The following is a 25,550-nucleotide window of genomic DNA, read 5'->3' as shown; positions in this document are numbered from 1 at the left end:
AGGGGCGGGCAAAGGTCAAGGTGATTCCCTGAAACCCCATGCGTCAGACGGCAGATTGCGGGCAATGAAGGCGGGTTTGACGAATTTTCCTTTTGACATAGTTGCAATTGCAACTTAATTGTCGGGAAACGTCTCAACAGGGGAACCAGATGACCGCCGACACCCTGCCCGAGGGCATGATCCGCGCAACCACGCAAAACGGAACCGAACTGCATCAGGGCTATATGCCCGGATTCGGCAATGATTTCGAAACCGAGGCATTGCCCGGCGCGCTGCCACAGGGCCAGAATTCGCCGCAGAAGGTGAATTACGGGCTTTACGCCGAACAGCTCTCCGGCACCGCCTTCACCGCCCCTCGTGGCCAGAACGAACGCAGCTGGTGCTATCGCATTCGCCCTTCGGTCAAGCATGTCGGGCGGTTCCAGAAGATCGATGTGCCGTACTGGAAATCCGCGCCGCATGTGTTGCCCGATGTGATCAGCCTTGGCCAATATCGCTGGGATCCCGTCCCGCATTGTAAAGACAACCTGACCTGGATCACCGGGATGCGCACGATGACGACGGCGGGGGATGTAAATACTCAGGTCGGGATGGCGGCACATATCTATCTTGTGACCGAGTCGATGGCGGACGAATATTTTTTCAGCGCCGACAGCGAATTACTGGTGGTTCCTCAGGAGGGCCGGCTGCGTTTCGCGACGGAGTTGGGTATCATCGACCTCGAACCGCGCGAGATCGCCATCATTCCCCGCGGCCTCGTCTATCGCGTCGAGGTGTTGGAGGGCCCCGCCCGCGGTTTCGTCTGCGAGAATTACGGCCAGAAATTCGACCTGCCGGGGCGCGGCCCGATCGGCGCGAACTGCCTCGCCAATCCGCGCGATTTCAAATGCCCGGTCGCGGCCTTCGAGGACCGTGAGGCACGATCGCGCGTGGTCATCAAATGGTGTGGCCAGTTCCATGAAAGCTATATCGACCACTCGCCGCTGGATGTCGTCGCATGGCACGGCAATTATTGCGCCTATAAATATGATCTTCGGACATATTCTCCGGTCGGGGCGATCCTGTTCGACCACCCGGACCCATCGATTTTTACCGTACTGACCGCGCCTTCCGGGCAGGAGGGGACGGCGAATATCGACTTCGTGCTGTTCCGCGAACGCTGGATGGTGGCGGAGCACAGCTTCCGGCCGCCCTGGTATCACAAGAACATCATGTCGGAACTGATGGGCAATATCACCGGCATTTATGACGCCAAACCCGATGGCTTTGTCGCCGGCGCGACAAGCCTGCACAATATGATGCTGCCGCATGGCCCGGATCGCGATGCTTTCGAACACGGCTCAACCGAACCGATGGAGCCGTTCAAGCAGGACAATACCATGCAATTCATGTTCGAGACCCGATTTCCACAGCAGCTGACCGCCTTCGCCGGGCGCGAGGCCCCGCTGCAGGATGACTACGCCGATTGCTGGAGCAGCCTTGAAAAGAAATTCGACGGGAAACCGGGGGAAAAATAACCAACAGCCCTTGATCCGCGCGCCGCACCGGGCTAATCCGGCGCGGTTCGCGACAGGCGGGCGGTTAGCTCAGTTGGTAGAGCGCTTCGTTTACACCGAAGATGTCGGGGGTTCGAGCCCCTCACCGCCCACCATTTAATCCATTGATATTTAAAAATAATTCTTTCAACCGCCACGGTTTTACGACGTGCATTCGGGGTCTCGTGAACCCACTTCGCCGTAGTGCCGGGAATTACGCTTTCATGTTCATGCTTTTCCCATCACCCGAAATCCGCCGTGGCCTGTCGAGCTGTCCGGGTCGTTCTTGGTGCGGGAATGGACGTGGTAGCGGTCGCAATAGCTGACATGGCACAGATATGAACCGCCCCGCTGGACCCGTGCGTAGCCTGTATCGGGGCCTGTGGGATCGCGCAGCGGGAATGGCCCCTCGGCGGGATGGTAGGCGAACAAATCCGCCGTCCATTCCCAGACATTCCCACAGCAATTGTAAAGCCCAAAGCCGTTCGGTTCAAAAGCGGTCACCGGGGCGGTTCCGACATAGCCATCCTCTGCCGTGTTCACCTTCGGGAAATCGCCCTGCCAGGTGTTCATCGCGGGTTTGCCATCAGGCCAAAACTCATCGCCCCACGGGAATTTCCGCCGCCGCAGCCCGCCGCGCGCCGCGAATTCCCACTGCGCCTCCGTCGGCAGATGCAGCCCCGCCCAGTTGCAATAGGCCAGCGCGTCATACCAGCTCAGATGAACGACGGGATGATCCTCACGGTTTGCGGTGCTGCTGCCCGGTCCTTCGGGTGCGAACCACGCGGCGCCATCGACCTTGCGCCACCACGGCAGGCCGGGCGGCCATTCGGTCCATTGCGAAGGATCGTTCAGCAGCAGATGAAATACATAGGACCAGCCCTCGACCTCCGACACAGTCCGGTATCCGGTCGCTTCGACGAACCGGGCATATTGCGCATTTGTGCAGGACGTCGCTGAGATACGGAAATCCGACAGCTTGACCTTGTGGCGTGGCGAATCGAAGTCGTCATGGAAGCGTGACCGCCTTGTGCCCATGTCGAAAAAACCGCCCCGTATGGTCAGCAGGGCGTCGGCGAGTTCCCTCTGAACGTTTGACGGCGCGGGCTGCACGGACTGGGCGGCATCCAGATAAGCTGCATCGCGGGCGGATATTTCGCCGTCAGGGCTGAACGCCGGGGAGCAGCATGTTTTCGACATCGGGCCGGTTTCCTTGCAGAGGTCACGCCGCCGCAAATCCATCGCGGCGCTTGCGAAAATATGTTCGCATAGCATTTCCTGCATTGCAGGGAAACGGGAGATGGCATTTGCCCGCAGCCGGATCAGATCACGGGCGCGCCCGAAGGAAGGCGTCGCCCGTGGAAGTCACCATTTCTCGCGGCACCCGACGGTCGCCGGGTCAGGCGCGGACGGAAACCGGGTTGGTCCAGGCGCATTTGCCCGCGCGATCCATGACCGTGACCCGCAACCAATTGCTGTTCTCAAACCGCGCCAACGGAACCGTCGCCCGCGTCAGGCTTTCGCCATGCACCGCGACAGAGGCCGATCCCGCGCCCTGAACGATCACCCTTGCTGCGGCGCTGCACTCCACCTCGACGCCGGTCGCGGTGAGTTCGGCGCGATGGATTTCCGGCCCTTGTGAACTGTAAAACTGCCCGGCTTTCAGCGCGTCGAGCAGGGCGTCAGGCGTATTCTCCGCCGCCTTGACCATGACCCAGCCGCCGAAATGATCCGGCTCGGTGAAATGGCTGTCATCGGTGGCGATCAGGGTCAGCTCGCGCCCCTCGCTCAACAGCAGATCGGCAATGGCCGTGCCGTCACCTCGTGCGACGCAATTGCCGCAGCCGTGGTTATAGATCTCGACCGCATGGGCGGCGTCGATGGAGCGTGCGTCGTCCAGCGTCAGCCCGGACCATTGCGGATGGGCTATGGCGATGAAGGCCCCGGCATCGCGGGCGCGCCGCGCCAGATCGGCAGCGCTTTCCATGCCCTCCACCGGGACAAAGGCCGGCGCGTTCGGCGGGGTGAAATCCGCCGGCAGGCCCACGGCGAGGATATGCCACAGCTCGCCATTCTGCATCGCGCCGGAGTGGATTTCCGCGCCGAGGATGGTGGTAAAATCATTGCGGCGGAACGGCGTCGTGTCGGTGATGGGGTATTTGTAGATGCCGATGAAATGGTCGGTCACACAGGTGAAATCATAGCCCTCCGCGGCATAGCGGCGGCAGACCTCTTCCGGGGTCAGGCTGCCATCGGACAGGTTGGAATGGCCGTGCAGATTGCCGCGCCAGAAACGGCCGGGCGCATCAAAACCGGGAAATATCATTGGTGCCTCACTTTGGCAGGACAAGAAGGTCGTCGGGGGAGAAATAAAGCTCGGTATCGTTACCCGGCTGCGGCAGTGCCGCGTCGATGCTGTTGAACATATCGACGGAGACCGGCTTGCCGCCGACATCGACCCGCGCCCGCACCACGGAGCCGAGGAAATCGCTGTAGACGACGCGCCCCTCGATCGCCAGGTCACCGGCGCGGCGCGGTTGGAACGACAGGGCCTCCGGGCGCAGCGCGACAGTGACCGGGCCGTCGATCTTGCCGTCGACCGCGCCGTCAGAGGCGAGCAGGCGCAGCTGATCCATTGCCGGGAAACGACGACCGGCAAATTCCAGTGAGGCATCGTTTTCCATCCGCGCATCAAACGTGTTCAGATGGCCGACGAAGCTGGCGACGAAGCGGGTGGCGGGACGGTTATAGATCTCTGCCGGGGTGCCGATCTGATCGGCGCGGCCCTGATGCATGACGACGACCCGGTCGGAGATCGACAGCGCCTCCTCCTGATCGTGGGTCACGAAAATCGCCGTAATACCCAACTCACGCTGAATGGCGCGAATATCGTCGCGAAGCGAGACGCGGACCTTGGCATCGAGCGCCGAAAGCGGCTCATCCAGCAGCAGCAGATGCGGCTGCGGGGCCAACGCGCGGGCAAGCGCCACGCGCTGCTGCTGACCGCCGGACAGCTGATAGGGGTAGCGGTTGCCCAGATGGTCGAGCGCGATCAGTTCCAGCATCTCGCGCACGCGGGCGTCGATGGCCGCCTTGTCCATCTTGGCGATTTTCAGGCCGAAGGCGACATTTTCGTGCACGGTCATGTTCGGGAAAAGCGCGTAGGCCTGAAACACCATCCCGATTCTCCGGCGGGAGGCGGGGAGCGCGGTCACGTCCTTGCCATCGACAAGGATTTCGCCGGAGGTCGGCGTCTCGAAGCCTGCGATCATACGCAGCACCGTGGTCTTGCCGCAGCCCGACGGCCCGAGGAAGGACACGAACTCGCCCTTGTCGACCGACAGGTTGAAGTCGCGCACGACCGTGTTCGGCCCGAAGCTCTTGGTGATGGAGGTCAGTGTCAGAAAGCTCATGTTTTGGCCCTTTTCAGAAAGCCCGGAAGAATGCCCTGTCCCGGTTTACGGGTGGCGAAGAATGCCATCAGCGCCATGCAGACCCAGGTAAACGCAAATGCCATGATGGCGATGGCGGCAGGCTGGTAGGCGTAATCCTGCCCGATCTGGACCATGTAAGGCCCGAAGCCCGGACGGCTGAGCAGGCTGGTGATGACGAACTCGCCCAGCGAGATGGAGAAGGTCAGGAAGGCGCCCGACACGATGGCAGAGCGGACATTGGGGAAGATCACCCCGGTGACCGTGCGGGCACGCGATGCGCCAAGGCTTTCGGCGGCTTCCGTCAGCGTGCCGATGTCGATGGCGGCCATGCCGTTATCGACGGCGCGATACATATAAGGCAGCGACAGCACCACATAGCCGACGACCAGCAGCGCATTCGTGCCAAGCTGCGTCATGGTCAGCGGCAGGAAGGAATCGGTGCCGTAGATGCGGACATAGCCGAACACCAGAACCACCGGCGGAATGATCAGCGGCATCAGGCTGAGGAACTCCGTCACCGGGCGCATCGCGGGCAGTTTCAGCCGCACCCAATAAGCGGTCGGCACCACCAGCAGGATGCCGAACAGGATTGCCAGAAGCGAGGCAAGGGCGGAGAAGCTGAGCGCGTCGATGAAGGTATTGCTTTCCAGCACCGAGCGATAGGCGGCGAAGGAAAGCTGATCCCGCTCCATCCGCAGGGAGAAGTTGAAGGTGGCGAAGAGCGGCACGAGGAAGAAGAGTGCCGCGAAAATCACCATGAAAACGGAAAGGACACGGGTCAGCTTCATTTCTGCCACCTTTCGGCCCGACGGCGCAGGATGAAATACAGCGTGTTGGAGAACGCCATGATGACGATCATGCCAAGCGCAATCGCATAGCCGAGATTGGGGTTATACAGCACATTGCCGCGGATCTGCTGGAACAGCACGATCGGCACGACCGGGAAGTTGGACGAGGTCAGGGCATAGGTTGTGGCCAGCGTGCCGAAGGCGTTTGCGAACAGCAGCAGAAAACAGCCCATGACCGATGGCATCAGGATCGGCAGTGCCACGCGCTGCCAGTATTCGCGACCGGATGCACCGAGGCTCTCAGCGGCTTCGCGCCATTCGCTGCGCAGCCCCTCGATCGAGGGTGTGATCATCAGCAGCATCAGCGGCAACTGGAAATAAAGATAGGTCAGCGCCAGCCCCCAGAAGGAAAACAGGCTGAACCCGGCCGCGTAGATATTGATCCCGAACAGATCGCGCAGCAGCAGCGTGACCAGACCCAAACGGCCCAGCGTGGCGATAAAGGCGAAGGCCAGCGGCACCCCCGCGAAGTTCGAGGCGACACCGGAAAACGTCATGAAGGCGCGCCGGACCCAGCCCGGCAAACCGCCCAGAAGCAATGCACAGCACAGCAGCAGACCGAAAATCGCCCCCATAGCAGCGGAGACGAAGCTCAGCCGCAGCGACAGCCAGTAAGAGGTCAGGAATTGCGGATCGCGTAACGACAGGATCGTCTCCAGTGAATAGCGCCCGTCAGGCGTCTGGAACGCGCCGTTGATCAGGTACAGGACCGGAAAGATCAGGAACAACATGCAGAACAGCATGAACGGCACCAGACCCAGCCAGTGCAAACCGATCCCGCCGGTCAGCCTGCGCTTCGCGGTCGTGGACGGCTGTGGGGTCATCTGGTTCGGGGTGGTAATATCGGCCAATCCGCCCTCCATTCACCGAAAGCGCGGGCGGCGTTGTCCGCCACCCGCAACATCACAAGGCATCAGTGAAATTACTGGATGCCCATCTCCGTCGCCCAGTTTTCGGCAACGGCGGTTTTCGCCTCTTCCTGTTCGTCAAGCGACGGGAAAACGGCCTTGGCGTAGTTCTCTGCCGGGGGCAGGTTGTCGATCAGCTCCTGCGGGATGACACCGCGCTCGGCCATGTCGTTGAAGCGGATCGGGTGGCAATAGCCTTTCAGCCAGCCAAGCTGACCCTCGTCGGAGTAAAGATACTCCATCCACAGCTTCGCGGCGTTCGGGTGCGGCGCGTAAGCGGAGATCGCCTGAACATAGACGCCTGCGACAACCGAATCCGACGGCACGACAACTTCAACCGGCGGGTTGCCGGCCAGCTTGTCGCGCATTGCCAGCAGGTTATAGTCCCAGTCGAAATAGATCGGGGTGGTGCCCTGTGCGAGGTTCTGGGCGTTGCCGTTCACGGGCACCAGATTGCCGCTTTCTTTCAGTTCTTTGAAATAGGCGATGCCCGCATTCAGCGCGTCGCCGCCGCTTTCGGCGCCGGTCGAGATGCCGCCCGCCAGAACCGTCATCATCGAGCTGTTGCCGGTCCGCGGATCGCCCGGAATGGCGATGGCGTTGGCGTATTGAGGATCTTTCAGATCGGCGAAGCTGGTCGGCGCTTCGGGGAAGATGTCCTTGTTCACGGCGAAAGCCAGAACGCCGTAATAGTCGCCATACCAGTAACCATCGGCTTCCTTGGCATCATCCGGGATCGAATCCCAGGTGGAGACCTTGTAGGGCTGGATCAGACCCTGTTCCATCGCGGCGGGGCCGAAGGACAGACCGACATCGATCACGTCCGGGGCCTGCGGGCCGGTATTGCCTTCGTTGGCCTTGATCGCTTCCAGCTCGTCGCCGGAACCGGCATTCGGGTCGAGTTCGTTGATCTCAATGCCGTACTTGGCCTTGAAACCTTCGATCACCTCGCCATAGCCGCACCAGCTATGGGGCAGGGCGATCGTGGTCAGCATGCCTTCTTCCTTGGCAGCGTCGATCAGTTCCTGGCTGGGTTCGGCATAGGCCGTGGCGCTGAGGAGCGCACCGATGGCGCAGCCGAGGGTCAGGGAGCGGATTGTCAGGGGCATGATCACCTCCATACGAGAGCCGCTGACGCGGCCCGGGTTACATCGGGGGGAACCGCTAACCGTGAATCGTGAAGCCAATGTTGCGAAGGCGTGACGCTCTTGTGACGTTTTGGGTTAATTTGTTTGTTTTTCGTATGTTAGAATGCAATCTTCATCGCGTGGTTGCATCAGGCGTATACGCTGCAATCCCGCCGTTAAACCAACTGAACATTACCTGCGGAAACGGCAAAAAACGGGCCCGCTCATATTTAATCCTTGACGGTTGGGTCAGTCCGTCGCAGTCTGATCCGACATCGCGAACTCGCATGGCAGCAAGGCCCCAACCCTCATTATGCAGGGATGGGGCCTTTGTTGTTTCACGGAAAGGAACTTGATGAAGCGGAAGGTTCACATTGGCATCCTGCTGTCGCATTCCGGCGATTACAGCATGATAAGCCGCTCCAGCCTGCGCGGCGCGCTGGCCGGGATAGATCAGGTGAATGCGGATCCTTCCCTGTCGGTTCATCTGGTCCCGGTGGAGCGCGACCCGAAGGGGCAGGTCGATCTCTATGCCCCGCTTTGCAGCGACATCCTGTCCGCAAGTCCGGCCCGGCACATCTTCGGCTGCACGACCTCCTGGAGCCGCAAGGAGGTGCTGCCGGTGCTGGAACGCGCCGGGGCTTCATTGTGGTACGGGATCCCGCATGAGGGGTTCGAGGCCTCGGCCCATGTCGCCTATATGCATGCGTGCGCCAACCAGCATCTGCTGCCCTTGCTCGACTGGGCGATGCCGCGATTCGGGCGGCGGGTGCATCTGGTCGCATCGAATTATATCTGGGGATGGGAAATCGACCGGCTGGCGCGGGAACTGGTGACGACAGCAGGTGGCGAGATCACCGGCGAGCGGCATCTCTCGATCGCGGAGACGGATGTGAACGGCATGGTCGACGATATCGCGGCGGCGCGACCGGATTTCGTGCTGAACTCGCTGATTGCAAGCTCTCAATACGCCTTCCTGCGGGAAATGAAGGCCCGTCTGCCCGATATTCCGATTCTGTCCTGCAACCTGACAGAGTGCGAATTGCCGATGATCGGCGATTCGGGCGAGGGGGTTATCGCCGCGGGTCCCTATTTCCATGAGCCGGGTACACAGGAACGCTTCGCCAACTCGCACGAGGCTGCGGGCCATGCCGCGATCATGGAGATGGCCCGGCTGTTCCATCGTCATCCGGGCGGGGAGGCAATGACATTGTCCGATCTGCTGGCGCTCGATGCAGGGGGCGGGCCTGTCGATCCGCAGACCCATCACGTCAGCCTGCCGGTCCTGATCGGAGAGGTCAGGGATGGCGGGTTCCGGGTCGTGCACCGCATGGATCCGGTTCCGGGCGATCCTTATCTGACACGGCCCGACCGGCTCCGGCTGGTACGGCCATCGCTGAAGTTGGTAAAATGACGGGTGGGTTGCGCATACTCGAACTGGCCGGGGCGCGGGCGCTGATCCTGCACCGGCCCCATACCGCGATCACAGCACTTGAGCGGCAACTGGCCGCGATCGGTCTGCATTCGGAGGTCATCTGGCCCGAATTGCCGGCGGAATGCGACGCGGATTTCCTGTTTTTCGACGTGGATATGGGCTTCGACGCCCAGTTCCCGTGGCCAGCGGGCCAAAGCCCGATGCCGATGATCGCGCTGATCGGGTCTGAAGCACCGGGTCGGATCGAATGGTCGCTGGCGCGCGGCGCACATGCGCAACTGCTGAAGCCGGTCGGCGACAGCGGCGTCTATTCGGCGCTTCTGATCGCGCGGGCGACCTATCAGGCGCAGGCTTGCTATGCGGCAGAAGTCGCGGGTCTGCGCGACCGTTTGGCGGGGCGCGAAACTGTGGTGCGCGCCGTCATGGCGCTGGTCGCGCAAGGGATGAGCGACGAGGATGCGTTTGCAAAGCTGCGCCGCCTCGCCACCGACCGGCGCGAGAGCTTTGAGGCGGCGGCGGAACGGGTGGTTGCCCAATTCGATCCCTCTGGCAGACGGGGGAACGGACGATGAGCGTCGCCACCACAAACCCGGCAGAGCGGGGCGCGTTCTCGCGGCTGCTCCGCCGCCCGCTGGCCCTGCTGGGGCTGGTGCTGATCGTGATCGTCGTGGTCGGCGCCATCGCAGCCCCGCTGATCGCGCCCTATGCGCCGGATCAGCAGAATTTCGACGGGCTGACGCTGGAGGGCGCGCCGATGCCGCCCGGGGGCCCGTGGCTGATGGGCACCGATCTGCTGGGGCGCGATCTGTTCTCGCGGTTGCTCTACGGCGCGCGAACCTCGCTGCTGATCGGGATCATTGCCAATGGAATTTCGGTCGCGTTCGGCACGGCGGTCGGTCTGACGGCGGGCTGGGTGCGCGGCTGGTTCGGCAATCTGCTGATGCGGTTCACCGATCTGATGATGGCGTTTCCGGCGCTGCTGCTGGCGATCTGCCTTGCCGCGATCTTCCAGCCTTCGCTGTGGATCGTGGCGCTTGTCATCGCGCTGGTGAACTGGGTCCAGACCGCCCGCGTGGTCTATACTGAAACCACGACGCTGGCGGAGCGGGATTTCGTTGCCGCCGAGCGCACGCTGGGTGCTTCGGGCGCGCGGATCCTGTGGCAGCATATCCTGCCGCATCTGGTGCCGACGATCATCGTCTGGGCGACCTTGGGCATTTCCACCACCGTGCTGCTGGAGGCGACGCTGTCTTATCTGGGCGTGGGCGTGCAGCCGCCGACGCCAAGCTGGGGCAATATCATCTTCGAAAACCAGACCTATTTCCAAAGCGCGCCGTGGCTGGTCTTCATCCCCGGTGCCGCGATCCTGATCCTGGCGCTAGCCTTCAACCTTGTGGGTGACGCGCTGCGCGAAGTGCTCGACCCGACCCAAAGGGGGCAGCACTGATGGCCGCTTACCTGATCCGGCGTCTGATCCAGTCGGTGCTGATCCTGCTTGGCGTCAGCCTGATTACCTTCCTGCTGCTATATGTGCTGCCCGCCGATCCGGTGCGCCAGATTGCCGGACGCTCCGCGACGCCGGAGGTGGTGGAGAATATCCGCCGCCAACTGGGCCTCGATCAGCCGGTCTGGGTGCAATATTGCAATTACCTGTGGGGGCTGGTGCAGGGCGATATGGGGCGGAGCTATCTGCAACGGACTGAGGTCGCCTCGCTGATCGCCGCCCGGCTGCCTGCGACGCTGCAACTGATGGTTGGTGCGATCTTCTGCGAATTGCTGTTCGGTCTGACGCTCGGCATGATCGCCGCGCTGCGCCGGGGCAGGCCGCTTGATACCGGGCTGATGGTGGCGTCCTTCGTCGCCGTCTCCGCCCCGCAATTCGTCGTCGCGGTGCTGTTGCTGTACGTCTTCGCCGTCAAGCTCGGCTGGTTCCCGATTGGCGGTTACGGGACATTCGCGCATCTGGTGCTGCCCTCCGTCACGCTGGGGATCATGGGGGCGGGGTGGTACAGCCGGATGATGCGCTCCTCCATGCTGGATGTGCTGCGGGCTGACTATATCCGCACTGCCCGCGCCAAGGGGCTGAGCCGCCTGCGTGTCCTGCTGCGCCACGCGCTGCCGAACGCCATCCTGCCGGTGATCGCCATGATCGGCATGGATATCGGCATTTTCATGGGTGGGGTGGTCGTCGTCGAAAGCGTCTTTGGCTGGCCCGGCATCGGCCAGCTTGCATGGCAGGCAATCCAGCGTGTCGACATCCCGATCATCATGGGCGTCACCATCACCTCTGCCGTGGCCATCGTGCTGGGGAATTTGCTGGCCGATCTGATCACGCCAATGATCGACCCGCGCATAAAACTTCGCTGAACAGCAACCAACAGGAGAGAGAAGATGAAAAAATGGATGATCTCAACCGCGCTGGCCCTGACGCTGGCGCTTCCGGCTTCGGCGCAGGACGGGATGGACCCGAATGCGACGCCGGGCGGCAATATCATCATCACCTACAAGGATGATGTGGCGACGCTGGACCCGGCCATCGGCTATGATTGGCAGAACTGGTCGATGATCAAATCCATCTTTGACGGGCTGATGGATTACGTCCCGGGCACGACCGATTTGCGCCCCGGCCTCGCCGAAACCTACGAGATGAGCGAGGACGGGCTGACCTATACCTTCACGCTGCGCGAAGGCGTGACCTTCCATAATGGCCGCGAGATGACGGCTGAGGATGTGAAATACTCGCTCGACCGCGTGACCAACCCCGAAACCCAGTCGCCCGGCGCGGGCTTCTTCGGCTCGATCAAGGGTTATGACGAAGCCGCCTCTGGCGCGGCGGAAGGGCTGTCCGGCGTTACCGTCGTCGATCCGCGTACCGTCCAGATCGAACTGACCCGGCCCGATGCGACTTTCCTGCATCTGATGGCGCTGAATTTCAGCTATGTGGTGCCCAAAGAATCCGTCGAGGAATTCGGCGCGGATTTCGGCAAGAACCCGGTCGGTACCGGCGCGTTCAAGCTGGGTGAGTGGACCATCGGGCAGCGTCTGGTGTTCGAGAAGAACCCGGATTACTGGATTGAGGGCATCCCCTATCTCGACAGCATCACCGTGGAAATCGGGCAGGAACCGGTCGTGGCGCTGCTGCGTCTCCAGAATGGCGAGGTTGACGTCCCCGGCGACGGCATACCGCCCGCGAAGTTTCAGGAGGTGATGAGCGATCCCGAACAGGCCGCGCGCGTGGTCGAGGGCGGGCAGTTGCACACCGGCTATATCACCATGAATGTCGAAACTGCGCCGTTCGACAACGCCAATGTCCGCCGCGCGGTGAATATGGCGCTCAACAAGGAGCGCATCGTCCAGATGATCAACAATCGTGCGGTGCCGGCGAACCAGCCGCTGCCGCCGTCGATGCCGGGTTATACCGACGGTTATGAGGGTGTCGGCGGGGATGTCGAGGCCGCAAAGCAGCTGATGGCCGATGCGGGCTATGGCGACGGTGTGGAGACCGAGATTTATGTGATGAACACCGACCCGAACCCGCGTATCGCGCAGGCGATCCAGCAGGATCTGTCGCAGATCGGGATCAACGCAGAAATCCGCGCGCTGGCACAGGCCAATGTGATCGAGGCGGGCGGCAATGGCAGCGCGCCAATGATCTGGTCGGGCGGTATGGCCTGGATCGCGGATTTCCCCGATCCGTCGAATTTCTATGGCCCGATCTTGGGTTGCGCGGGCGCTGAGCCGGGCGGCTGGAACTGGGCGAAATACTGTAACGCCGACCTCGACGCCGCCGCCGCCGCTGCGGATGCAATGGTGGGTGCGGATCAGGCGGAGGCGCGGCTTCAGGCATGGTCCGACATCTATATGAAGGTGATGGAGGACGCGCCCTGGGCCCCGGTCTTCAACGAACAGCGCTTCACCATGAAATCGCCGCGTATGGGCGGGGATGATGCGCTTTACGTCGATCCGGTCTCGATCCCGATCAACTACGACTATGTTTATGTGAGCGAATAAGATGTGCGGAAACTGCGATTACACGATCCATCGGGCGCATCACCATTTCGGCTGGGATAACACGCTCGCCCCCGTTCAGCGGGTGGAGCCGGGTCAGTCGGCGTTCTTCGAATGCATGGATTCTTCGGCGGGCCAGTTTGGCCCGTCCTCCACGGTCGAAGACGTCAAAACGCTCGATTTCGGCAAGATCAACCCCGTCACCGGCCCGATCTGGGTCGAGGGGGCGGAGCCGGGCGACGCGCTGAAAATCACCATCGAAAAATTCTTCCCTCAGGAGGCTGAGGGGAGTGCCTGGGGCTGGACCGCGAATATCCCCGGTTTCGGGCTGCTGGCCGATCAGTTCCCCGATCCGGCGCTGACAATCTGGAAATATGACGCCGCAACCCGCGAGCCCGCCCTGTTCGGGAAGGAGGGTCGCGTGCCGCTAAAACCCTTCGCGGGAACCATAGGCTGCGCCCTGGCGGAGCCGGGGGCGCATTCCATCGTGCCGCCACGCCGCGTGGGTGGCAATCTGGACATCCGCGATCTCGCCGAAGGGACAGAACTTTACCTGCCGGTGGAGGTCGCGGGCGCGCTGTTCAGCGTCGGTGACACCCATGCCGCACAAGGCGATGGCGAGGTTTGCGGGACAGCCATCGAAAGCCCGATGGATGTCGCGCTGCGCTTCGATCTGGTGAAGGGTGCAAATCTGAAAATGCCGCGCTTCACCACGCCCGGTCCGGTGACGAGCCATCTCGACACGAAGGGCTACGAGGTGACGACGGGGATCGGCCCGGACCTGATGACGGGCGCGCGGGATGCGGTCTCGGGAATGGTCGATCTGTTATGTGCCACGCGCGGCATGTCGGCGGTCGATGCTTATATGCTTGTCTCGACCTGCGGCGATCTGCGGATTTCAGAGATCGTGGATATGCCGAACTGGGTGGTCAGCTTCTACTTCCCACGCGCGGTCTTCGAGTAATGAGCGAGGCCGTGCTCTCTGTCCGCGACCTGACCGTCGCGGTTGGCAGCAGGACCGATCCGAAGCCACTGGTTTCGGGTCTGTCCTTCGACCTGGCCCGGGGTGAGACTTTATGTATCGCGGGCGAATCCGGGTCGGGGAAATCGATCACCTCACTCGCGATCATGGGGTTGCTGCCAAATGCTGTCCGGGTGTGGTCGGGGAATATTCTTCTGTCCGGGCAAGACCTGATCGAGTTGAGCGAAGCCCGAATGCGCGCCATTCGCGGCGCGCGTATTGCCATGATCTTTCAGGAACCGATGACCTCGCTCAATCCGGTCCTGACCATCGGCACCCAGCTTGCGGAGGCGATCCGCAGCCATGACCCGAAGGCCGACGCCAGAAAACTGTCGCTTGAGGCGCTCAGGGCCGTTCGCCTGTCGCAGCCGGAGCGGCGGATGAAGCAGTACCCGCATGAGCTTTCGGGCGGGATGCGGCAGCGGGTTATGATCGCCATGGCGCTGGCCCTGAAACCTGACGTGCTGATCGCCGATGAGCCGACAACCGCGCTTGACGTGACCGTTCAGCGTGAGGTGCTGGACCTGCTGCGTGATCTTCAGCGCGATATCGGCACGGCGATCATACTGATTACGCATGATATGGGTGTGGTTGCCGAAATGGCCGACCGTGTCATCGTCATGCAATCGGGCCGCGTGGTCGAAGCCGGCAAGGTAAAGCAGATTTTCACCCGACCGACGCAGGGCTATACCCGCGATCTTCTGGCCGCTGTGCCGCGCATGGGGGATGGCAGTGGTGGCAGGCAGGTCGTGTCCAAACCTGTCGCGCGGCTGGAGGATGTTTCTGTCCATTACGACATTCCGGGCGGGTTGCTCGGGCGCGTGACCCATCGGGTTCATGCGGTAGAGAAAATCGGGTTCGACATCCGCGAGGGCGAGACCTTCTCGCTGGTTGGGGAGTCGGGCTGCGGCAAGTCGACAATTGCCCGCGCCATCACCGGGCTGGTCCCGCATCAGGGTGAGATCGAGGTGGCCGGTCATGTCGTGCCGCATGACGGGCTGTCTGCCAAGCTGGAACTGCGGCGCGATGTGCAGATGGTGTTTCAGGATCCCGCTGCGGCGCTGAACCCGCGCAAGCGGGTCGGTGATCTGGTGGCAGAGCCGCTGGTCATTCATCGCATCGGTGACACGGCCAGCCGACGGGCGCGGGTGGAAGAGCTGTTTCAGCGGGTCGGGCTGTCGCGCGACCAGATCGACCGCTACCCGCATGAATTCTCCGGCGGGCAGCGGCAGCGCATCTGTATCGCCCGCGCTTTGGCTTTGCAGCCGAAGCTGATCATTGCGGATGAAAGCGTCTCGGCCCTTGATGTTTCGGTGCAGGCGCGGGTGCTGGACCTGTTGGCGGCGCTGAAATCGGAATTCGGCATTTCCTATCTGTTCATCAGTCACGACATGGCCGTGGTGGAAAACATCAGCGACCGTATCGCGGTCATGTATCTGGGCCAGATCGTGGAGATGGGCAGCCGCGCGCAGATTTTCGGCAATCCGCAGCATCCCTATACCCGCAGGCTGATCGAGGCGGTGCCGGTGCCCGATCCGTCGCATGTGCATCCCGCCCGCCCGCGCATGGCCTCCGACATGCCCAGCCCGGTCTGGCCGGTCGGTGCCGGTCCCGATCAGGTGGCCTTGCGCGACATTGGCGGGGGCCACCACGTCGCGCAATAGGCGCGGGCATGTATGTCCTCGCGCCAGGCTTGACCGATTCCCCGGCTCTCGCCGACAGCCACGGCGCGGGCGGGCAGGGTTGTGCGCGCGCCTTGTCCGGGGCCGGGATCAGATCAGCGGCGCTGCCTCGATCACCACATCGTCGAGCCCGCCGCCGCCATCCGCGACATAGGACCGCAACTGGTCCCGCATCCGGGGCTCCCAGAAATCGCGGATATGCCCGGCGACCTTCGCGGCAGGATCGTTCCCCGGCTGGGTTTTGAAAAACGTGGCGATCTGGTTGGCCATATGAACCATCTTCTCAGGCGACATCATTGTCCTCATCTGAAATGCGGGCAGGGTGGGTGTAGACCTCGAACCCATCTTCCCGCGCGAAGGCGATCAGCGTCATCCCCGCCTCATCCGCCACCCGCGCTGCATAGCCGGTCGGGGCAGAGACAGCTATAAGGGTAGATATACCAGAAATTGCGCATTTCTGCACGAGATCAACTGAAACTCTGGATGTTATGACCGCCGCGCCCTGCGACGGGTCCAGCCCGGCGCGGCATATGGCCCCGATCAGCTTGTCGAGTGCGTTGTGCCGACCGACATCCTCACGCGCCAGCACCACGCCTTCACCGGGGATAAAGAAACCCGCGGCATGCGCGGCGACGGTCTGATCGTGCAATGGCTGATGCGCGTGCAGACCCCGTATTGCGCCGCAGACCTCCTCCGGACGCAGCCTCAGCGGTGCTGTGCCGATATGGGGCACTTTGCGGGCTGCCTCCTTCAGGCTGTCGATTCCACACAGGCCGCAGCCGACCGGGCCCGTCAGCACCCGCCGCCGCGCCGCCAGCGCATCGGCCCGCTGGTCGTTGAGCCATAGCCGCGCCTCGATCCCGTCCTTGCTTTCAATCGTCTCATACCGTTCGATCTCGGCCAGCGTGCCGACGATCTGCTCCGTCACGGCGAACCCGCAGGCGAAATCCCCGATATCCGCAGGCGTCGCCATCATCACTGCATGGGTCGTGCCGTTGAATACGAGCGCGACCGGCACTTCTTCGGGCAGGTCGCGCCGGACGGCCACGCTGCCATCGTTGCGATAGCGGATAGCGCGCGCGCTTCGGATCGTCGGAAAGGTCAATCGCTACTCCGCCGCTGGCAGGATACGACGCGCCTTCTCGGCCTGGGCGCGATAATCCTCCTGCCACGCCGTCGGGCCGTTGGACGGGCTGACCTGAACCGCCGTGACCTTGTATTCGGGACAGTTCGTCGCCCAGTCGGAATAATCGGTTGTGATCACATTGGCCTGCGTGTCGGGGTGGTGGAAGGTCGTGTAGACCACGCCGGGGCTGACCCGGTCGGTGATCTTCGCCCGCAAGGTGGTTTCGCCCGCCCGGCTCGCCAGCCTGACCCAGTCGCCATCAGCGAGACCGCGATTTTCGGCGTCGTGCGGATGGATCTCCAGCAAATCCTGCGCATGCCAGACCGTGTTGTCCGTCCGCCTTGTCTGCGCGCCGACATTATATTGCGACAGGATCCGCCCGGTTGTGAGCAGCAGCGGAAAGCGCGGTCCGGTCCTTTCATCGGTCGCGATATATTCGGTGACCATGAATCGCCCCTTGCCGCGCACGAAGCCATCGACATGCATCATCGGCGTGCCGTCGGGGTGGTCCTCGTTACAGGGCCACTGGACCGATCCCTTTTCGTCGAGAATGTCGTAAGTCACACCGGCAAAGCTGGGCGTGGTCAGTGCGATCTCATCCATGATCTCGGAAGGGTGGGTGTAGCTCCAGCCCGCGCCCATGGCGTTCGCCAGAAGCTGCGTCACCTCCCAATCGGCGTAACCGTTCAGCGGTTTCATCACCTCGCGGACGCGGTTGATCCGGCGTTCGGCATTGGTGAAGGTGCCGTCCTTTTCCAGAAAGCTCGATCCGGGCAGGAAGACATGGGCGTAATTCGCGGTCTCGTTCAGGAACAGGTCATGCACGATGACGCATTCCATTGCGGCGAGCCCTGCCGCGACGTGCTTCGTATCCGGGTCGGATTGCAGAATATCCTCACCCTGACAATACAGCCCCTTGAACGTGCCATCGACGGCGGCGTCCAGCATGTTCGGGATGCGCAGCCCCGGTTCCGGGTCGATGCCCACGCCCCAGACACGCTCGAATATCTCGCGCACATCGGCGTTTTTCACATGGCGATAGCCGGGCAATTCATGCGGGAAAGACCCCATATCGCAGGAGCCCTGCACATTATTTTGTCCCCGCAGCGGGTTCACGCCGACGCCTTCGCGCCCGATATTGCCGGTCAGCATGGCCAGATTGGCGATGCCCATCACCGTGGTCGAGCCTTGCGAATGCTCCGTCACGCCCAGCCCGTAATAGATCGCGCCATTGCCGCCGGTCGCATAAAGCCGCGCGGCCGCGCGCAATTCGGCGGCAGGAACGCCGGTCAGCAGCTCCGTCGCTTCCGGGCTGTGGCGGGGATCGCTGATGAACTCGGCATAATGCTGGAACTCATCCCAGTCGCAGCGTTCGCGGATGAATGCCTCATCCATCAGCCCCTCGGTCACGATCACATGCGCCATCGCAGAGACCACGGCGACATTCGTTCCCGGCCTGAGCGGCAGATGATGCGCGGCCTCGATATGGGCGGATTTCACCATGTCGATCCGGCGCGGATCGATCACGATCAGTTTTGCCCCCGCACGCTGGCGTTTCTTCAAGCGGCTGGCAAAGACCGGATGCCCGTCGGTCGGGTTCGCCCCGATAATGACCGCGACATCGCAATGCGCGACGCTGTCGAAATCCTGTGTCCCGGCGCTGGTCCCGTAGGTTTGGCCCAGCCCGTAACCCGTGGGGGAGTGGCAGACGCGCGCGCAAGTATCGGTGTTGTTGTTGCCGAAAACCGCGCGGGCGAGCTTCTGGACCAGAAAGGTTTCCTCATTCGTGCAGCGGCTGGAGGTGATGACGCCGATGCTCTTCTGCCCATAGCGATCCTGCAAGGAGCGGAGCTTGTCTGCGGCGAAGCGCAGCGCCTCCTGCCAGCCGACCTCGCGCCAGGGCTCGTCGATGCTGTCGCGGATCATCGGGTTCAGGATGCGATCCTTGTGATTGGCATAGCCATAAGCGAACCGGCCCTTGACGCAGCTATGCCCGCGATTGGCCTTGCCGTGCTTGTAAGGGACCATGCGGACGAGCCTGTCGCCGTTCAACTCTGCCTTGAACGAACAACCGACCCCGCAATAGGCGCAGGTGGTGATGACGGCACGGGTCGGGGTGCCCAGCTCCGCCACTGATTTTTCCTGCAAGGTCGCGGTCGGGCAGGCCTGCACACAGGCCCCGCAACTCACGCAATCCGAGGTCAGGAAATTGTCGAGCGGTCCACCCGGCTTCACGCGGCTTTCAAATCCACGGCCCTCGATGGTCAGGGCGAATGTCCCCTGAACTTCTTCACAGGCCCGGACACAGCGGGAGCAGACGATGCATTTGCTGGGATCGTAGGAGAAATAGGGGTTGGTCTCATCGCGCGGAACGTAATCCGGGTTGCCCAGATCGCCCGCCGGAACACGCGCCCGCGCATCGCCAAGCGCCAGCGTGCCCGCCCCGCTTGGGTCATAATGATTGCGAACGTCCTTGTAGCGGACATCCCGCAGCCCGACCGCGCCCGCCATATCCTGCAACTCGCAATCGCCATTGGCGGCGCAGGTCAGGCAGTCCAGCGGGTGATCGGAAATATAAAGCTCCATCACGCCTTTGCGGATCTTGCGGATTTTGGGTGACTGGGTGTGCACCACCATCCCTTCCGCAACCGGCGTCGTGCAGGAGGCGGGGGTGCCGCGACGCCCTTCGATCTCGACAACGCAGAGGCGGCAGGAACCGAAGGCCTCGACGCTGTCCGTCGCGCAAAGCTTCGGAACCGGGATACCCGCTTCCGCCGCCGCCCGCATGACGGAGGTGCCTTCGGGAACGGTGACCGCGAAACCGTCGATGCTGAGCGTGACCGGCGCGCCGTTGCGGGCCGGGGTGCCCATGTCGCGGTCATCGGGGATGATGAAATCCTTCATTCCGCTGCCTCCTTCTGGCGGGCGAAGTCGTCGGGGAAATGCGTCAGCGCCGACATGACCGGGAATGGTGTAAACCCGCCAAGCGCGCAGAGCGAGCCGTCCTTCATCGTCTCGCACAGATCGGTCAACAGTTCCGCCGCTTCGGCATCGCCCTGAGCGATCCGGTCGATGGTCTCCACCCCCCGGACGGCGCCGATCCGGCAGGGCGTGCATTTGCCGCAGCTTTCCACGGCGCAGAACTCCATCGCGAAACGGGCCATGCGGAGCATATCGGTGCGGTCGTCGAAGACTGTCAGCCCGGCGTGACCGATCAGCCCGCCTTCGGCATCGAATTCCTCGTACCCGAATGCGGTGCCGAATTTTTCGCGCGGCATATAGGCACCAAGCGGCCCGCCCACCTGAACCGCCTTGACCGGGCGGCCGCTGGCGGTGCCGCCGGCGATGTCATCCACGATCTCGCCAAGGCTGAGGCCGAATGCCGTCTCAAACAGCCCGCCACGCGCGACATTGCCCGCGATCTGAAGCGTGACCGTGCCGCGCGAACGGCCCAGCCCGAAACCGGCGTAATATGCCGCGCCCTTGGCCATGATTACCGGCACGGTGGCGAGGCTGATGACGTTATTCACAACGGTCGGGCGGCCCAGAAACCCTTCCAGCGCGGGCAGGGGAGGTTTGGCGCGCACCACGCCGCGTTTGCCCTCCAGCGAGTTCAGCAGCGCGGTTTCCTCCCCACAGACATAGGCCCCAGCCCCGACGCGTATCTCCATGTCGAAGGCCTTGACAGAGCCCAGAATATCCGCACCGATCACGCCTGCATCGCGCGCAATCTCAACCGCGCGGCGCATCACCCGGATTGCGTCGGGATATTCGGAGCGGAGATAGACATAGCCCCGCGTCGCGCCGACGGCGAGGCCAGCAATCGCCATCCCCTCGATCAGGGTGAACGGATCGCCCTCCATCAGCATGCGGTCGGCGAAAGTGCCGCTATCGCCCTCATCAGCGTTGCAGACGATGTATTTCTGCGGCGCATCGGCATCATGGACTGTCTGCCATTTGATGCCGGTCGGGAAACCCGCGCCGCCGCGACCGCGCAGGCCGGACTCTGTGATTTCCCGCACAATCTCCGCCCCGGACATGGTGGCGGCGTGGCGCAGACCGGCAAGTCCGCCATGGGCCTCGTAATCGGACAGGGACAGTGGGTCGATCACGCCGACGCGGGCGAATGTCAGCCGCGTCTGCCGCTTCATCCAGTCGAGATCGTCCACCGGGCCGAGCGATTTGGCGCTGTCACCGCGTAAAATGCCACCGGACAAAATAGCGCCCGCATCCTCCGGCGTCGCAGGACCGTAGCCGTACCGCTGGCCGTCGATCTCAACCTCGACCAGCGGTTCCAGCCAGATCATGCCGCGCGAGCCATTGCGGATGATCTCCACATCAACCCCGCGATCCCGCGCCGCGTCAGCAATCGCCGCCACCACCTGATCCGCGCCGAGCGCCTTGGCGGCGCTGTCTCCCGGAACCCAGACCCTCATGCCCCGGCCTCCGCCAGCAGCGCATCCATCTGCGCGGCGTCGACCCGGCCCAGGACCCGGTCGTCAACCATTGCCGCAGGCCCGCAGGCGCAGAGGCCGAGGCAATAGACCGGCTCCACCGTCAACGCGCCATTCTCGGTCGTGCCGTGCCAGTCGAGCCCGAGTTTGCGAAGCGTCTCCGCCGCAAGCTCTTCGCCGCCTACGGCCTGACACGCCTCCGCCCGGCAGATTTTCAGGACATGACGCCCGGCGGGCTTGTCGCGGAAATCGTGATAGAAGCTGATAACGCCGTGCAGTTCCGCCTCGGTGATATTGAGCGCGTCCGCGATCAGGGGCCGCGCTTCTGCGGGAATATGGCCATACGCGTTCTGGATCGCGTGAAGGATGGGCAGAAGCGGGCCCTCAAGGCTCCGGTGTTCGTCGATAATCTGGCGCAGCTCCTCGATGGGTGCGGCGGATCTGGCTGGGCTCATGGCGTAATCCTCGTACCTGCCGGGGCAGCATCGGGTTCCGGGGATAGAGAATCAATAACGTTGTTTCGTTAATTGATCAGGTTTCCCGATCAAGACGCTGCGCTTCCTGATAGAGCGCTTCCAGCACCGGGGTGCGCGGATCGCGATGCGGCAGCACCAGCCCGACGGGCAGCGCCCGCCCGGTTTCGCGCAGCGGCACCAGCACCAGATCGCGTCCCGTGGCCAGAAAACGGGCGATGTCCTCCGGCAGGACAGTCATGCAGCGCCCGGATGACACGCTGGCGGTCAGCGCGACGATGGAGTTCGACTCAATGCTCGCACGCGGGGTGACACCGCTTTCCTCGCTCAACCGGTTGATGATGCGCCGGTTCTGCATATCCGGCGTCAGCAGCGCCAGCGGCTGATCCTTCAATTCCTGCCAGCTTATATCGGGACGTGCCGCCAGCGGATTGCCCGCGTCGCAGATCAGCACCATGCGTTCGTCATAAAGCTGGACCGTTTCGACCCGGCCAAGCGGTTCATTGTCGAGATAGGAAATCCCGGCATCGGTTTCGAGATTTTCCAGCATCTCAAGAATTTCGCGAGAGGTCCGGGACAGGATGGTGAACCGGACACGCGGGTGCTTCTCCATGAACACTGCGGCCAGCCGCGCGGCCCAGGTCAGCGCCGTGGGGATCACCGCCAGACGCAGCTCACCTGACAGGCCGTGGCGTTTGACCCGCATCTCCTCGCGCAGCTGCCGGGCGTCGCCGACGATCTTCTGCGCCCAGCCGAGCGTCGTCTGCCCCTCCGGCGTCAGCCCGCCGAAGCGCGAGCCGCGATAGACAAGCTGCACGCCAAGCTGTTCCTCCAACTGCTTGATCCCCGCCGAAAGGGTCGGCTGAGAGATGTTCATGCTGTCGGCCGCCTTGCGGAAATGACCTTCGCGGGCCAGAGCGATGAACATTTCGAGCTTATTGATCATGATAGGGCTGGCCGATTGACTGGGGCGTTGCTGATCGAATTGTCCCATCGAACCCGTTTCCGCGTCAAGCAAATGCATGATTGAGCCATGAACTTGCGCCGGGATCGCGGGCGAAATTTTTCCTGCGACAGTTCGCGAATTGCCTTCCCTGATCCCTGAGAATAAAAAGTAAAACACTTGGTTATATCCGCCAATGCCGTTAAAGGCAGGCAGGCAAAATTCGGAGTTCAGACGATGCCGGCAGATCAACCGCCCAGCCTCCGGCTTGACCGGATATCGCGCCGGTTCGGTCGTCATGTCGTGCTGTCCGACATAACGCTGGCCGTCCCTCCCGGTCAGATCACCTGCCTTCTGGGCGAGTCCGGCTGCGGCAAATCGACCCTGCTGCGGCTCATCGCCGGGGTGGACCAGCCCGATGGCGGCACGATTGAACTTGGTGGAGAGCGGATCTCCGGCCCGGATTGTTTTATCGAACCCGAACTGCGCCGGATCGGGTTCATGTTTCAGGATTATGCGCTTTTCCCGCATCTGAGCGTTTCGGACAACATCGCCTTTGGTCTGCAAAAGCTGAGCCGTGGCGAGCAGAAAGCCTGTATCAGGGACGTGGCGGAGCGGATCGGGATTACCCATCTGCTCGACCGTTATCCGCATGCCTTGTCCGGCGGCGAGCAGCAGCGGACGGCGCTGGCGCGCGCGCTGGCCCCGCAGCCCGAGATTTTGCTGATGGACGAGCCGTTCTCCAATCTCGATCAGGGTCTGCGGGAGCGGGTCCGGCGCGAGACGCTGGATATTCTGCGGCAATTGGGCACGACGGCGATCCTCGTCACCCATGATCCGCAGGAGGCGCTGGCCGTCGGCGATCTGATCGTGCTGATGCGTGACGGCGTGATCGAGCAGATCGGTACGCCTTTCGATATTTATGACCGCCCGATCACCAGCTATACGGCTGAGTTCATGGGACCGTGCAACCGTCTGGCCGGGATATGGCGTCAGGGCGAGATCGAGACGCCTATCGGGCGTTTTCCGACCGATCTGAAACTTCCCGATGAAACCGCAGCCCTGGCCTGTATCCGCCCGCAGGCGCTGTCGATCGCGCCGGATGGGAACGGCATCTCCGCCCGCATCGTCTCCAAGACCTTTCTCGGTGAAAGCGAACAGATCGAGATCAGCGTGCATCCGCTGTTCGAGCCGCTGCGGATGCACAGCCATGAGCGCATTCCGATGGCCGTGGGCGACAAGGTCGGTCTGTTGCTGAACGGCGCGCAGATCCATGTTTTCGCCGAGGAGATCCCGGTCGAATAAATCGCAATTTCATATTCTTATAACTTGACTAAAACAGTCAACCAATTTACGCCGCCCCTGAACTGCTTTCCGGCAAAGCCGGTTTTAACATGAGGAGCTGACATGACACGATCCATCCAGTTGACCAGTGCGATTGCCATTGGCGCAGCAACGCTCGCCAGTGCCGGTGCCGTTTCGGCGCAGGAACTGAACCTCTACACCTCGCGTGAGCCGGGTCTGGTAGAGCCCTTGCTGGAGGCGTTCACCGAAGCCACCGGGATCGAGGTTAACACGGTCTTTCTGAAAGACGGCCTTGCCGAACGGGTCGAAGCAGAAGGCGAGGCGTCGCCCGCCGATGTGCTGATGGCCGTTGATGTCGGCAAGCTTGCCGATTTCGTCGAAAAGGGCCTGACCCAGCCGGTCGAGTCCGAGGTGCTGAATGCCGCCGTGCCGGAAAACCTGCGCGATCCGGGGAACCAGTGGTTTGCGCTGTCCACCCGTGCCCGCGTCGTCTATGCGGCGAAGGATCTGGACCTTGACGCGATCACCTATGAAGACCTTGCCGATCCGAAATGGAAAGGCAAGCTCTGCATCCGTTCCGGCCAGCATCCCTACAACACCGGCCTGATCTCCGCCTATATCGCCCATCATGGGGCCGAGGCGGCAGAGGAATGGCTGGAAGGCATGAAAGCCAATCTCGCCCGCAAGGCAGGTGGCGGCGACCGCGACGGTGCCAAGGATATTCTGGGCGGCATCTGCGATATTGCCGTGGCGAACTCCTACTATGTCGGTCGTATGCGGTCCGGGGCTGGCGGGGAAGAGCAGAAAGAATGGGGCGACGCGATCAAGGTGATCTTGCCGACCTTCGAGGGCGGCGGCACCCATGTAAACATCAGCGGCGCGGCGGTTGCCAAATATGCCGGCAACAAGGACGAGGCGGTGCAGCTTCTGGAATATCTGGTCTCTGACGAGGCGCAGAAAATCTATGCCGAGGCGAATTTCGAACACCCCGTCAAACCCGGCGCGCCGGTCGATCCGATGGTCGCCTCCTTCGGGGAGCTGACCGTGGACAGCGTGCCGCTGACCGAGATCGTGACCTATCGTAAGGAAGCCAGTGAACTGGTCGACAAGGTCGGCTTCGACAACTGATGCCGGGGCATCCCGGCGAATTTTGAGATGTTAGCTGTTGGATATCACATCTGCCATCACATCCCGGACTGAAACGTCGAGACCCTCTCGCTCACGCGGGAGGGTCTGGATCGTTGCGGGATA

General features: G+C 62.5%; 22 protein-coding genes and 1 tRNA gene. 11 read left to right on the top strand and 12 right to left on the bottom strand.

Features of this window, described 5'->3' with window-relative positions:
• The first annotated feature begins 149 nt into the window (after positions 1–149).
• Positions 150–1,517 carry a homogentisate 1,2-dioxygenase gene (hmgA, locus tag PAF12_RS06505; RefSeq protein ID WP_271109313.1) on the top strand — a complete coding sequence of 456 codons (1,368 nt, stop codon included), beginning with the start codon at positions 150–152 and terminating at the stop codon, positions 1,515–1,517.
• Between the two features lie 58 nt (positions 1,518–1,575).
• Positions 1,576–1,651, top strand: a tRNA-Val gene (locus PAF12_RS06500).
• A 112-nt stretch (positions 1,652–1,763) separates the two neighbouring features.
• On the opposite strand, the gene PAF12_RS06495 is transcribed toward PAF12_RS06500, so the two are convergent.
• From PAF12_RS06495 to PAF12_RS06470, 6 genes are all read right to left on the bottom strand, one after another.
• Complete coding sequence (locus PAF12_RS06495; protein WP_271109311.1) at positions 1,764–2,735, bottom strand: formylglycine-generating enzyme family protein; 972 nt, start codon at positions 2,733–2,735, stop codon at positions 1,764–1,766.
• Positions 2,736–2,934: 199 nt separating this feature from the next.
• Positions 2,935–3,861 carry a PHP domain-containing protein gene (locus tag PAF12_RS06490; RefSeq protein WP_271109309.1) on the bottom strand — a complete coding sequence of 309 codons (927 nt, stop codon included), beginning with the start codon at positions 3,859–3,861 and terminating at the stop codon, positions 2,935–2,937.
• A gap of 7 nt (positions 3,862–3,868) precedes the next feature.
• Positions 3,869–4,948: an ABC transporter ATP-binding protein gene (locus PAF12_RS06485; RefSeq protein ID WP_271109308.1), complete on the bottom strand. Its 1,080-nt coding sequence runs from the start codon at positions 4,946–4,948 to the stop codon at positions 3,869–3,871.
• A complete protein-coding gene (locus PAF12_RS06480) occupies positions 4,945–5,757 on the bottom strand; it encodes an ABC transporter permease (RefSeq protein WP_271109307.1) in 813 nt (270 codons plus the stop codon). The genes PAF12_RS06485 and PAF12_RS06480 overlap by 4 nt, the downstream gene beginning before the upstream one ends.
• Positions 5,754–6,641, bottom strand: coding sequence for an ABC transporter permease subunit (locus PAF12_RS06475; RefSeq protein WP_271109659.1), 888 nt, complete (start codon positions 6,639–6,641; stop codon positions 5,754–5,756). Before PAF12_RS06475 ends, PAF12_RS06480 begins: the two co-directional genes overlap by 4 nt.
• Before the next feature lie 98 nt (positions 6,642–6,739).
• Positions 6,740–7,828, bottom strand: coding sequence for an ABC transporter substrate-binding protein (locus PAF12_RS06470; protein WP_271109658.1), 1,089 nt, complete (start codon positions 7,826–7,828; stop codon positions 6,740–6,742).
• A 379-nt stretch (positions 7,829–8,207) separates the two neighbouring features.
• Here PAF12_RS06470 and PAF12_RS06465 point away from each other — a divergent pair, with 379 nt between their 5' ends.
• From PAF12_RS06465 to PAF12_RS06435, 7 genes are read left to right on the top strand one after another with little or no spacing between them, the layout of a single operon-like run.
• Positions 8,208–9,266 carry a transporter substrate-binding protein gene (locus tag PAF12_RS06465; RefSeq protein ID WP_271109306.1) on the top strand — a complete coding sequence of 353 codons (1,059 nt, stop codon included), beginning with the start codon at positions 8,208–8,210 and terminating at the stop codon, positions 9,264–9,266.
• An 8-nt stretch (positions 9,267–9,274) separates the two neighbouring features.
• The gene (locus tag PAF12_RS06460; protein WP_271109304.1) at positions 9,275–9,859 is read left to right on the top strand and encodes an ANTAR domain-containing response regulator; all 585 of its coding nucleotides are present in this window, start codon (positions 9,275–9,277) and stop codon (positions 9,857–9,859) included.
• The gene (locus PAF12_RS06455) at positions 9,856–10,734 is read left to right on the top strand and encodes an ABC transporter permease (protein ID WP_271109303.1); all 879 of its coding nucleotides are present in this window, start codon (positions 9,856–9,858) and stop codon (positions 10,732–10,734) included. The genes PAF12_RS06460 and PAF12_RS06455 overlap by 4 nt, the downstream gene beginning before the upstream one ends.
• The gene (locus PAF12_RS06450) at positions 10,734–11,654 is read left to right on the top strand and encodes an ABC transporter permease (protein ID WP_271109301.1); all 921 of its coding nucleotides are present in this window, start codon (positions 10,734–10,736) and stop codon (positions 11,652–11,654) included. The genes PAF12_RS06455 and PAF12_RS06450 overlap by 1 nt, the downstream gene beginning before the upstream one ends.
• Positions 11,655–11,678: 24 nt before the next feature.
• Positions 11,679–13,298 carry an ABC transporter substrate-binding protein gene (locus PAF12_RS06445; protein ID WP_271109300.1) on the top strand — a complete coding sequence of 540 codons (1,620 nt, stop codon included), beginning with the start codon at positions 11,679–11,681 and terminating at the stop codon, positions 13,296–13,298.
• A gap of 1 nt (position 13,299) precedes the next feature.
• Positions 13,300–14,259 (top strand): acetamidase/formamidase family protein, encoded by a 960-nt coding sequence (locus PAF12_RS06440; protein WP_271109299.1) that lies wholly within the window; start codon positions 13,300–13,302, stop codon positions 14,257–14,259.
• Complete coding sequence (locus PAF12_RS06435) at positions 14,259–15,980, top strand: ABC transporter ATP-binding protein (RefSeq protein WP_271109297.1); 1,722 nt, start codon at positions 14,259–14,261, stop codon at positions 15,978–15,980. Before PAF12_RS06440 ends, PAF12_RS06435 begins: the two co-directional genes overlap by 1 nt.
• Positions 15,981–16,088: 108 nt before the next feature.
• On the opposite strand, the gene PAF12_RS06430 is transcribed toward PAF12_RS06435, so the two are convergent.
• From PAF12_RS06430 to PAF12_RS06405, 6 genes are all read right to left on the bottom strand, one after another.
• Positions 16,089–16,292: a formate dehydrogenase subunit delta gene (locus PAF12_RS06430; RefSeq protein ID WP_271109295.1), complete on the bottom strand. Its 204-nt coding sequence runs from the start codon at positions 16,290–16,292 to the stop codon at positions 16,089–16,091.
• Positions 16,282–17,103: a formate dehydrogenase accessory sulfurtransferase FdhD gene (fdhD, locus tag PAF12_RS06425; protein ID WP_271109293.1), complete on the bottom strand. Its 822-nt coding sequence runs from the start codon at positions 17,101–17,103 to the stop codon at positions 16,282–16,284. Before fdhD ends, PAF12_RS06430 begins: the two co-directional genes overlap by 11 nt.
• A 3-nt stretch (positions 17,104–17,106) precedes the next feature.
• A complete protein-coding gene (fdhF, locus tag PAF12_RS06420) occupies positions 17,107–20,028 on the bottom strand; it encodes a formate dehydrogenase subunit alpha (protein WP_271109291.1) in 2,922 nt (973 codons plus the stop codon).
• Complete coding sequence (locus tag PAF12_RS06415; RefSeq protein WP_271109290.1) at positions 20,025–21,560, bottom strand: NADH-quinone oxidoreductase subunit NuoF; 1,536 nt, start codon at positions 21,558–21,560, stop codon at positions 20,025–20,027. The genes fdhF and PAF12_RS06415 overlap by 4 nt, the downstream gene beginning before the upstream one ends.
• Positions 21,557–22,033 carry a formate dehydrogenase subunit gamma gene (locus tag PAF12_RS06410; RefSeq protein ID WP_271109289.1) on the bottom strand — a complete coding sequence of 159 codons (477 nt, stop codon included), beginning with the start codon at positions 22,031–22,033 and terminating at the stop codon, positions 21,557–21,559. The genes PAF12_RS06415 and PAF12_RS06410 overlap by 4 nt, the downstream gene beginning before the upstream one ends.
• 76 nt (positions 22,034–22,109) lie before the next feature.
• On the bottom strand, positions 22,110–22,997 hold the full coding sequence (locus PAF12_RS06405; protein WP_271109287.1) for a LysR family transcriptional regulator: 888 nt from the start codon (positions 22,995–22,997) through the stop codon (positions 22,110–22,112).
• Between the two features lie 234 nt (positions 22,998–23,231).
• Between PAF12_RS06405 and PAF12_RS06400 the strand changes: the two genes are divergently transcribed.
• Together PAF12_RS06400 and PAF12_RS06395 are read left to right on the top strand one after the other, a co-directional pair.
• Complete coding sequence (locus PAF12_RS06400; RefSeq protein ID WP_271109285.1) at positions 23,232–24,299, top strand: ABC transporter ATP-binding protein; 1,068 nt, start codon at positions 23,232–23,234, stop codon at positions 24,297–24,299.
• A gap of 102 nt (positions 24,300–24,401) precedes the next feature.
• Positions 24,402–25,427 (top strand): Fe(3+) ABC transporter substrate-binding protein, encoded by a 1,026-nt coding sequence (locus PAF12_RS06395; protein ID WP_271109284.1) that lies wholly within the window; start codon positions 24,402–24,404, stop codon positions 25,425–25,427.
• Positions 25,428–25,550: the final 123 nt, after the last annotated feature.

Source organism: Paracoccus sp. SCSIO 75233, assembly GCF_027912675.1.
GTDB lineage: Bacteria > Pseudomonadota > Alphaproteobacteria > Rhodobacterales > Rhodobacteraceae > Paracoccus.
The sequence above is the reverse complement of the archived record's forward strand: the minus strand, read 5'-3'. Positions and strand labels throughout refer to the sequence as shown.

Coding starts and splice junctions, on each gene's coding strand:
- PAF12_RS06395 (WP_271109284.1), top strand. CDS start 24,402: ATGACACGATCCATCCAGTTGACCAGTGCGATTGCCATTGGCGCAGCA.
- PAF12_RS06440 (WP_271109299.1), top strand. CDS start 13,300: ATGTGCGGAAACTGCGATTACACGATCCATCGGGCGCATCACCATTTC.
- PAF12_RS06465 (WP_271109306.1), top strand. CDS start 8,208: ATGAAGCGGAAGGTTCACATTGGCATCCTGCTGTCGCATTCCGGCGAT.
- PAF12_RS06415 (WP_271109290.1), bottom strand. CDS start 21,560: ATGAGGGTCTGGGTTCCGGGAGACAGCGCCGCCAAGGCGCTCGGCGCG.
- PAF12_RS06455 (WP_271109303.1), top strand. CDS start 9,856: ATGAGCGTCGCCACCACAAACCCGGCAGAGCGGGGCGCGTTCTCGCGG.
- PAF12_RS06435 (WP_271109297.1), top strand. CDS start 14,259: ATGAGCGAGGCCGTGCTCTCTGTCCGCGACCTGACCGTCGCGGTTGGC.
- PAF12_RS06495 (WP_271109311.1), bottom strand. CDS start 2,735: ATGTCGAAAACATGCTGCTCCCCGGCGTTCAGCCCTGACGGCGAAATA.
- fdhF (WP_271109291.1), bottom strand. CDS start 20,028: ATGAAGGATTTCATCATCCCCGATGACCGCGACATGGGCACCCCGGCC.
- PAF12_RS06485 (WP_271109308.1), bottom strand. CDS start 4,948: ATGAGCTTTCTGACACTGACCTCCATCACCAAGAGCTTCGGGCCGAAC.
- hmgA (WP_271109313.1), top strand. CDS start 150: ATGACCGCCGACACCCTGCCCGAGGGCATGATCCGCGCAACCACGCAA.
- PAF12_RS06490 (WP_271109309.1), bottom strand. CDS start 3,861: ATGATATTTCCCGGTTTTGATGCGCCCGGCCGTTTCTGGCGCGGCAAT.
- PAF12_RS06450 (WP_271109301.1), top strand. CDS start 10,734: ATGGCCGCTTACCTGATCCGGCGTCTGATCCAGTCGGTGCTGATCCTG.
- PAF12_RS06400 (WP_271109285.1), top strand. CDS start 23,232: ATGCCGGCAGATCAACCGCCCAGCCTCCGGCTTGACCGGATATCGCGC.
- PAF12_RS06430 (WP_271109295.1), bottom strand. CDS start 16,292: ATGTCGCCTGAGAAGATGGTTCATATGGCCAACCAGATCGCCACGTTT.
- PAF12_RS06475 (WP_271109659.1), bottom strand. CDS start 6,641: ATGACCCCACAGCCGTCCACGACCGCGAAGCGCAGGCTGACCGGCGGG.
- PAF12_RS06445 (WP_271109300.1), top strand. CDS start 11,679: ATGAAAAAATGGATGATCTCAACCGCGCTGGCCCTGACGCTGGCGCTT.
- PAF12_RS06410 (WP_271109289.1), bottom strand. CDS start 22,033: ATGAGCCCAGCCAGATCCGCCGCACCCATCGAGGAGCTGCGCCAGATT.
- PAF12_RS06405 (WP_271109287.1), bottom strand. CDS start 22,997: ATGATCAATAAGCTCGAAATGTTCATCGCTCTGGCCCGCGAAGGTCAT.
- PAF12_RS06480 (WP_271109307.1), bottom strand. CDS start 5,757: ATGAAGCTGACCCGTGTCCTTTCCGTTTTCATGGTGATTTTCGCGGCA.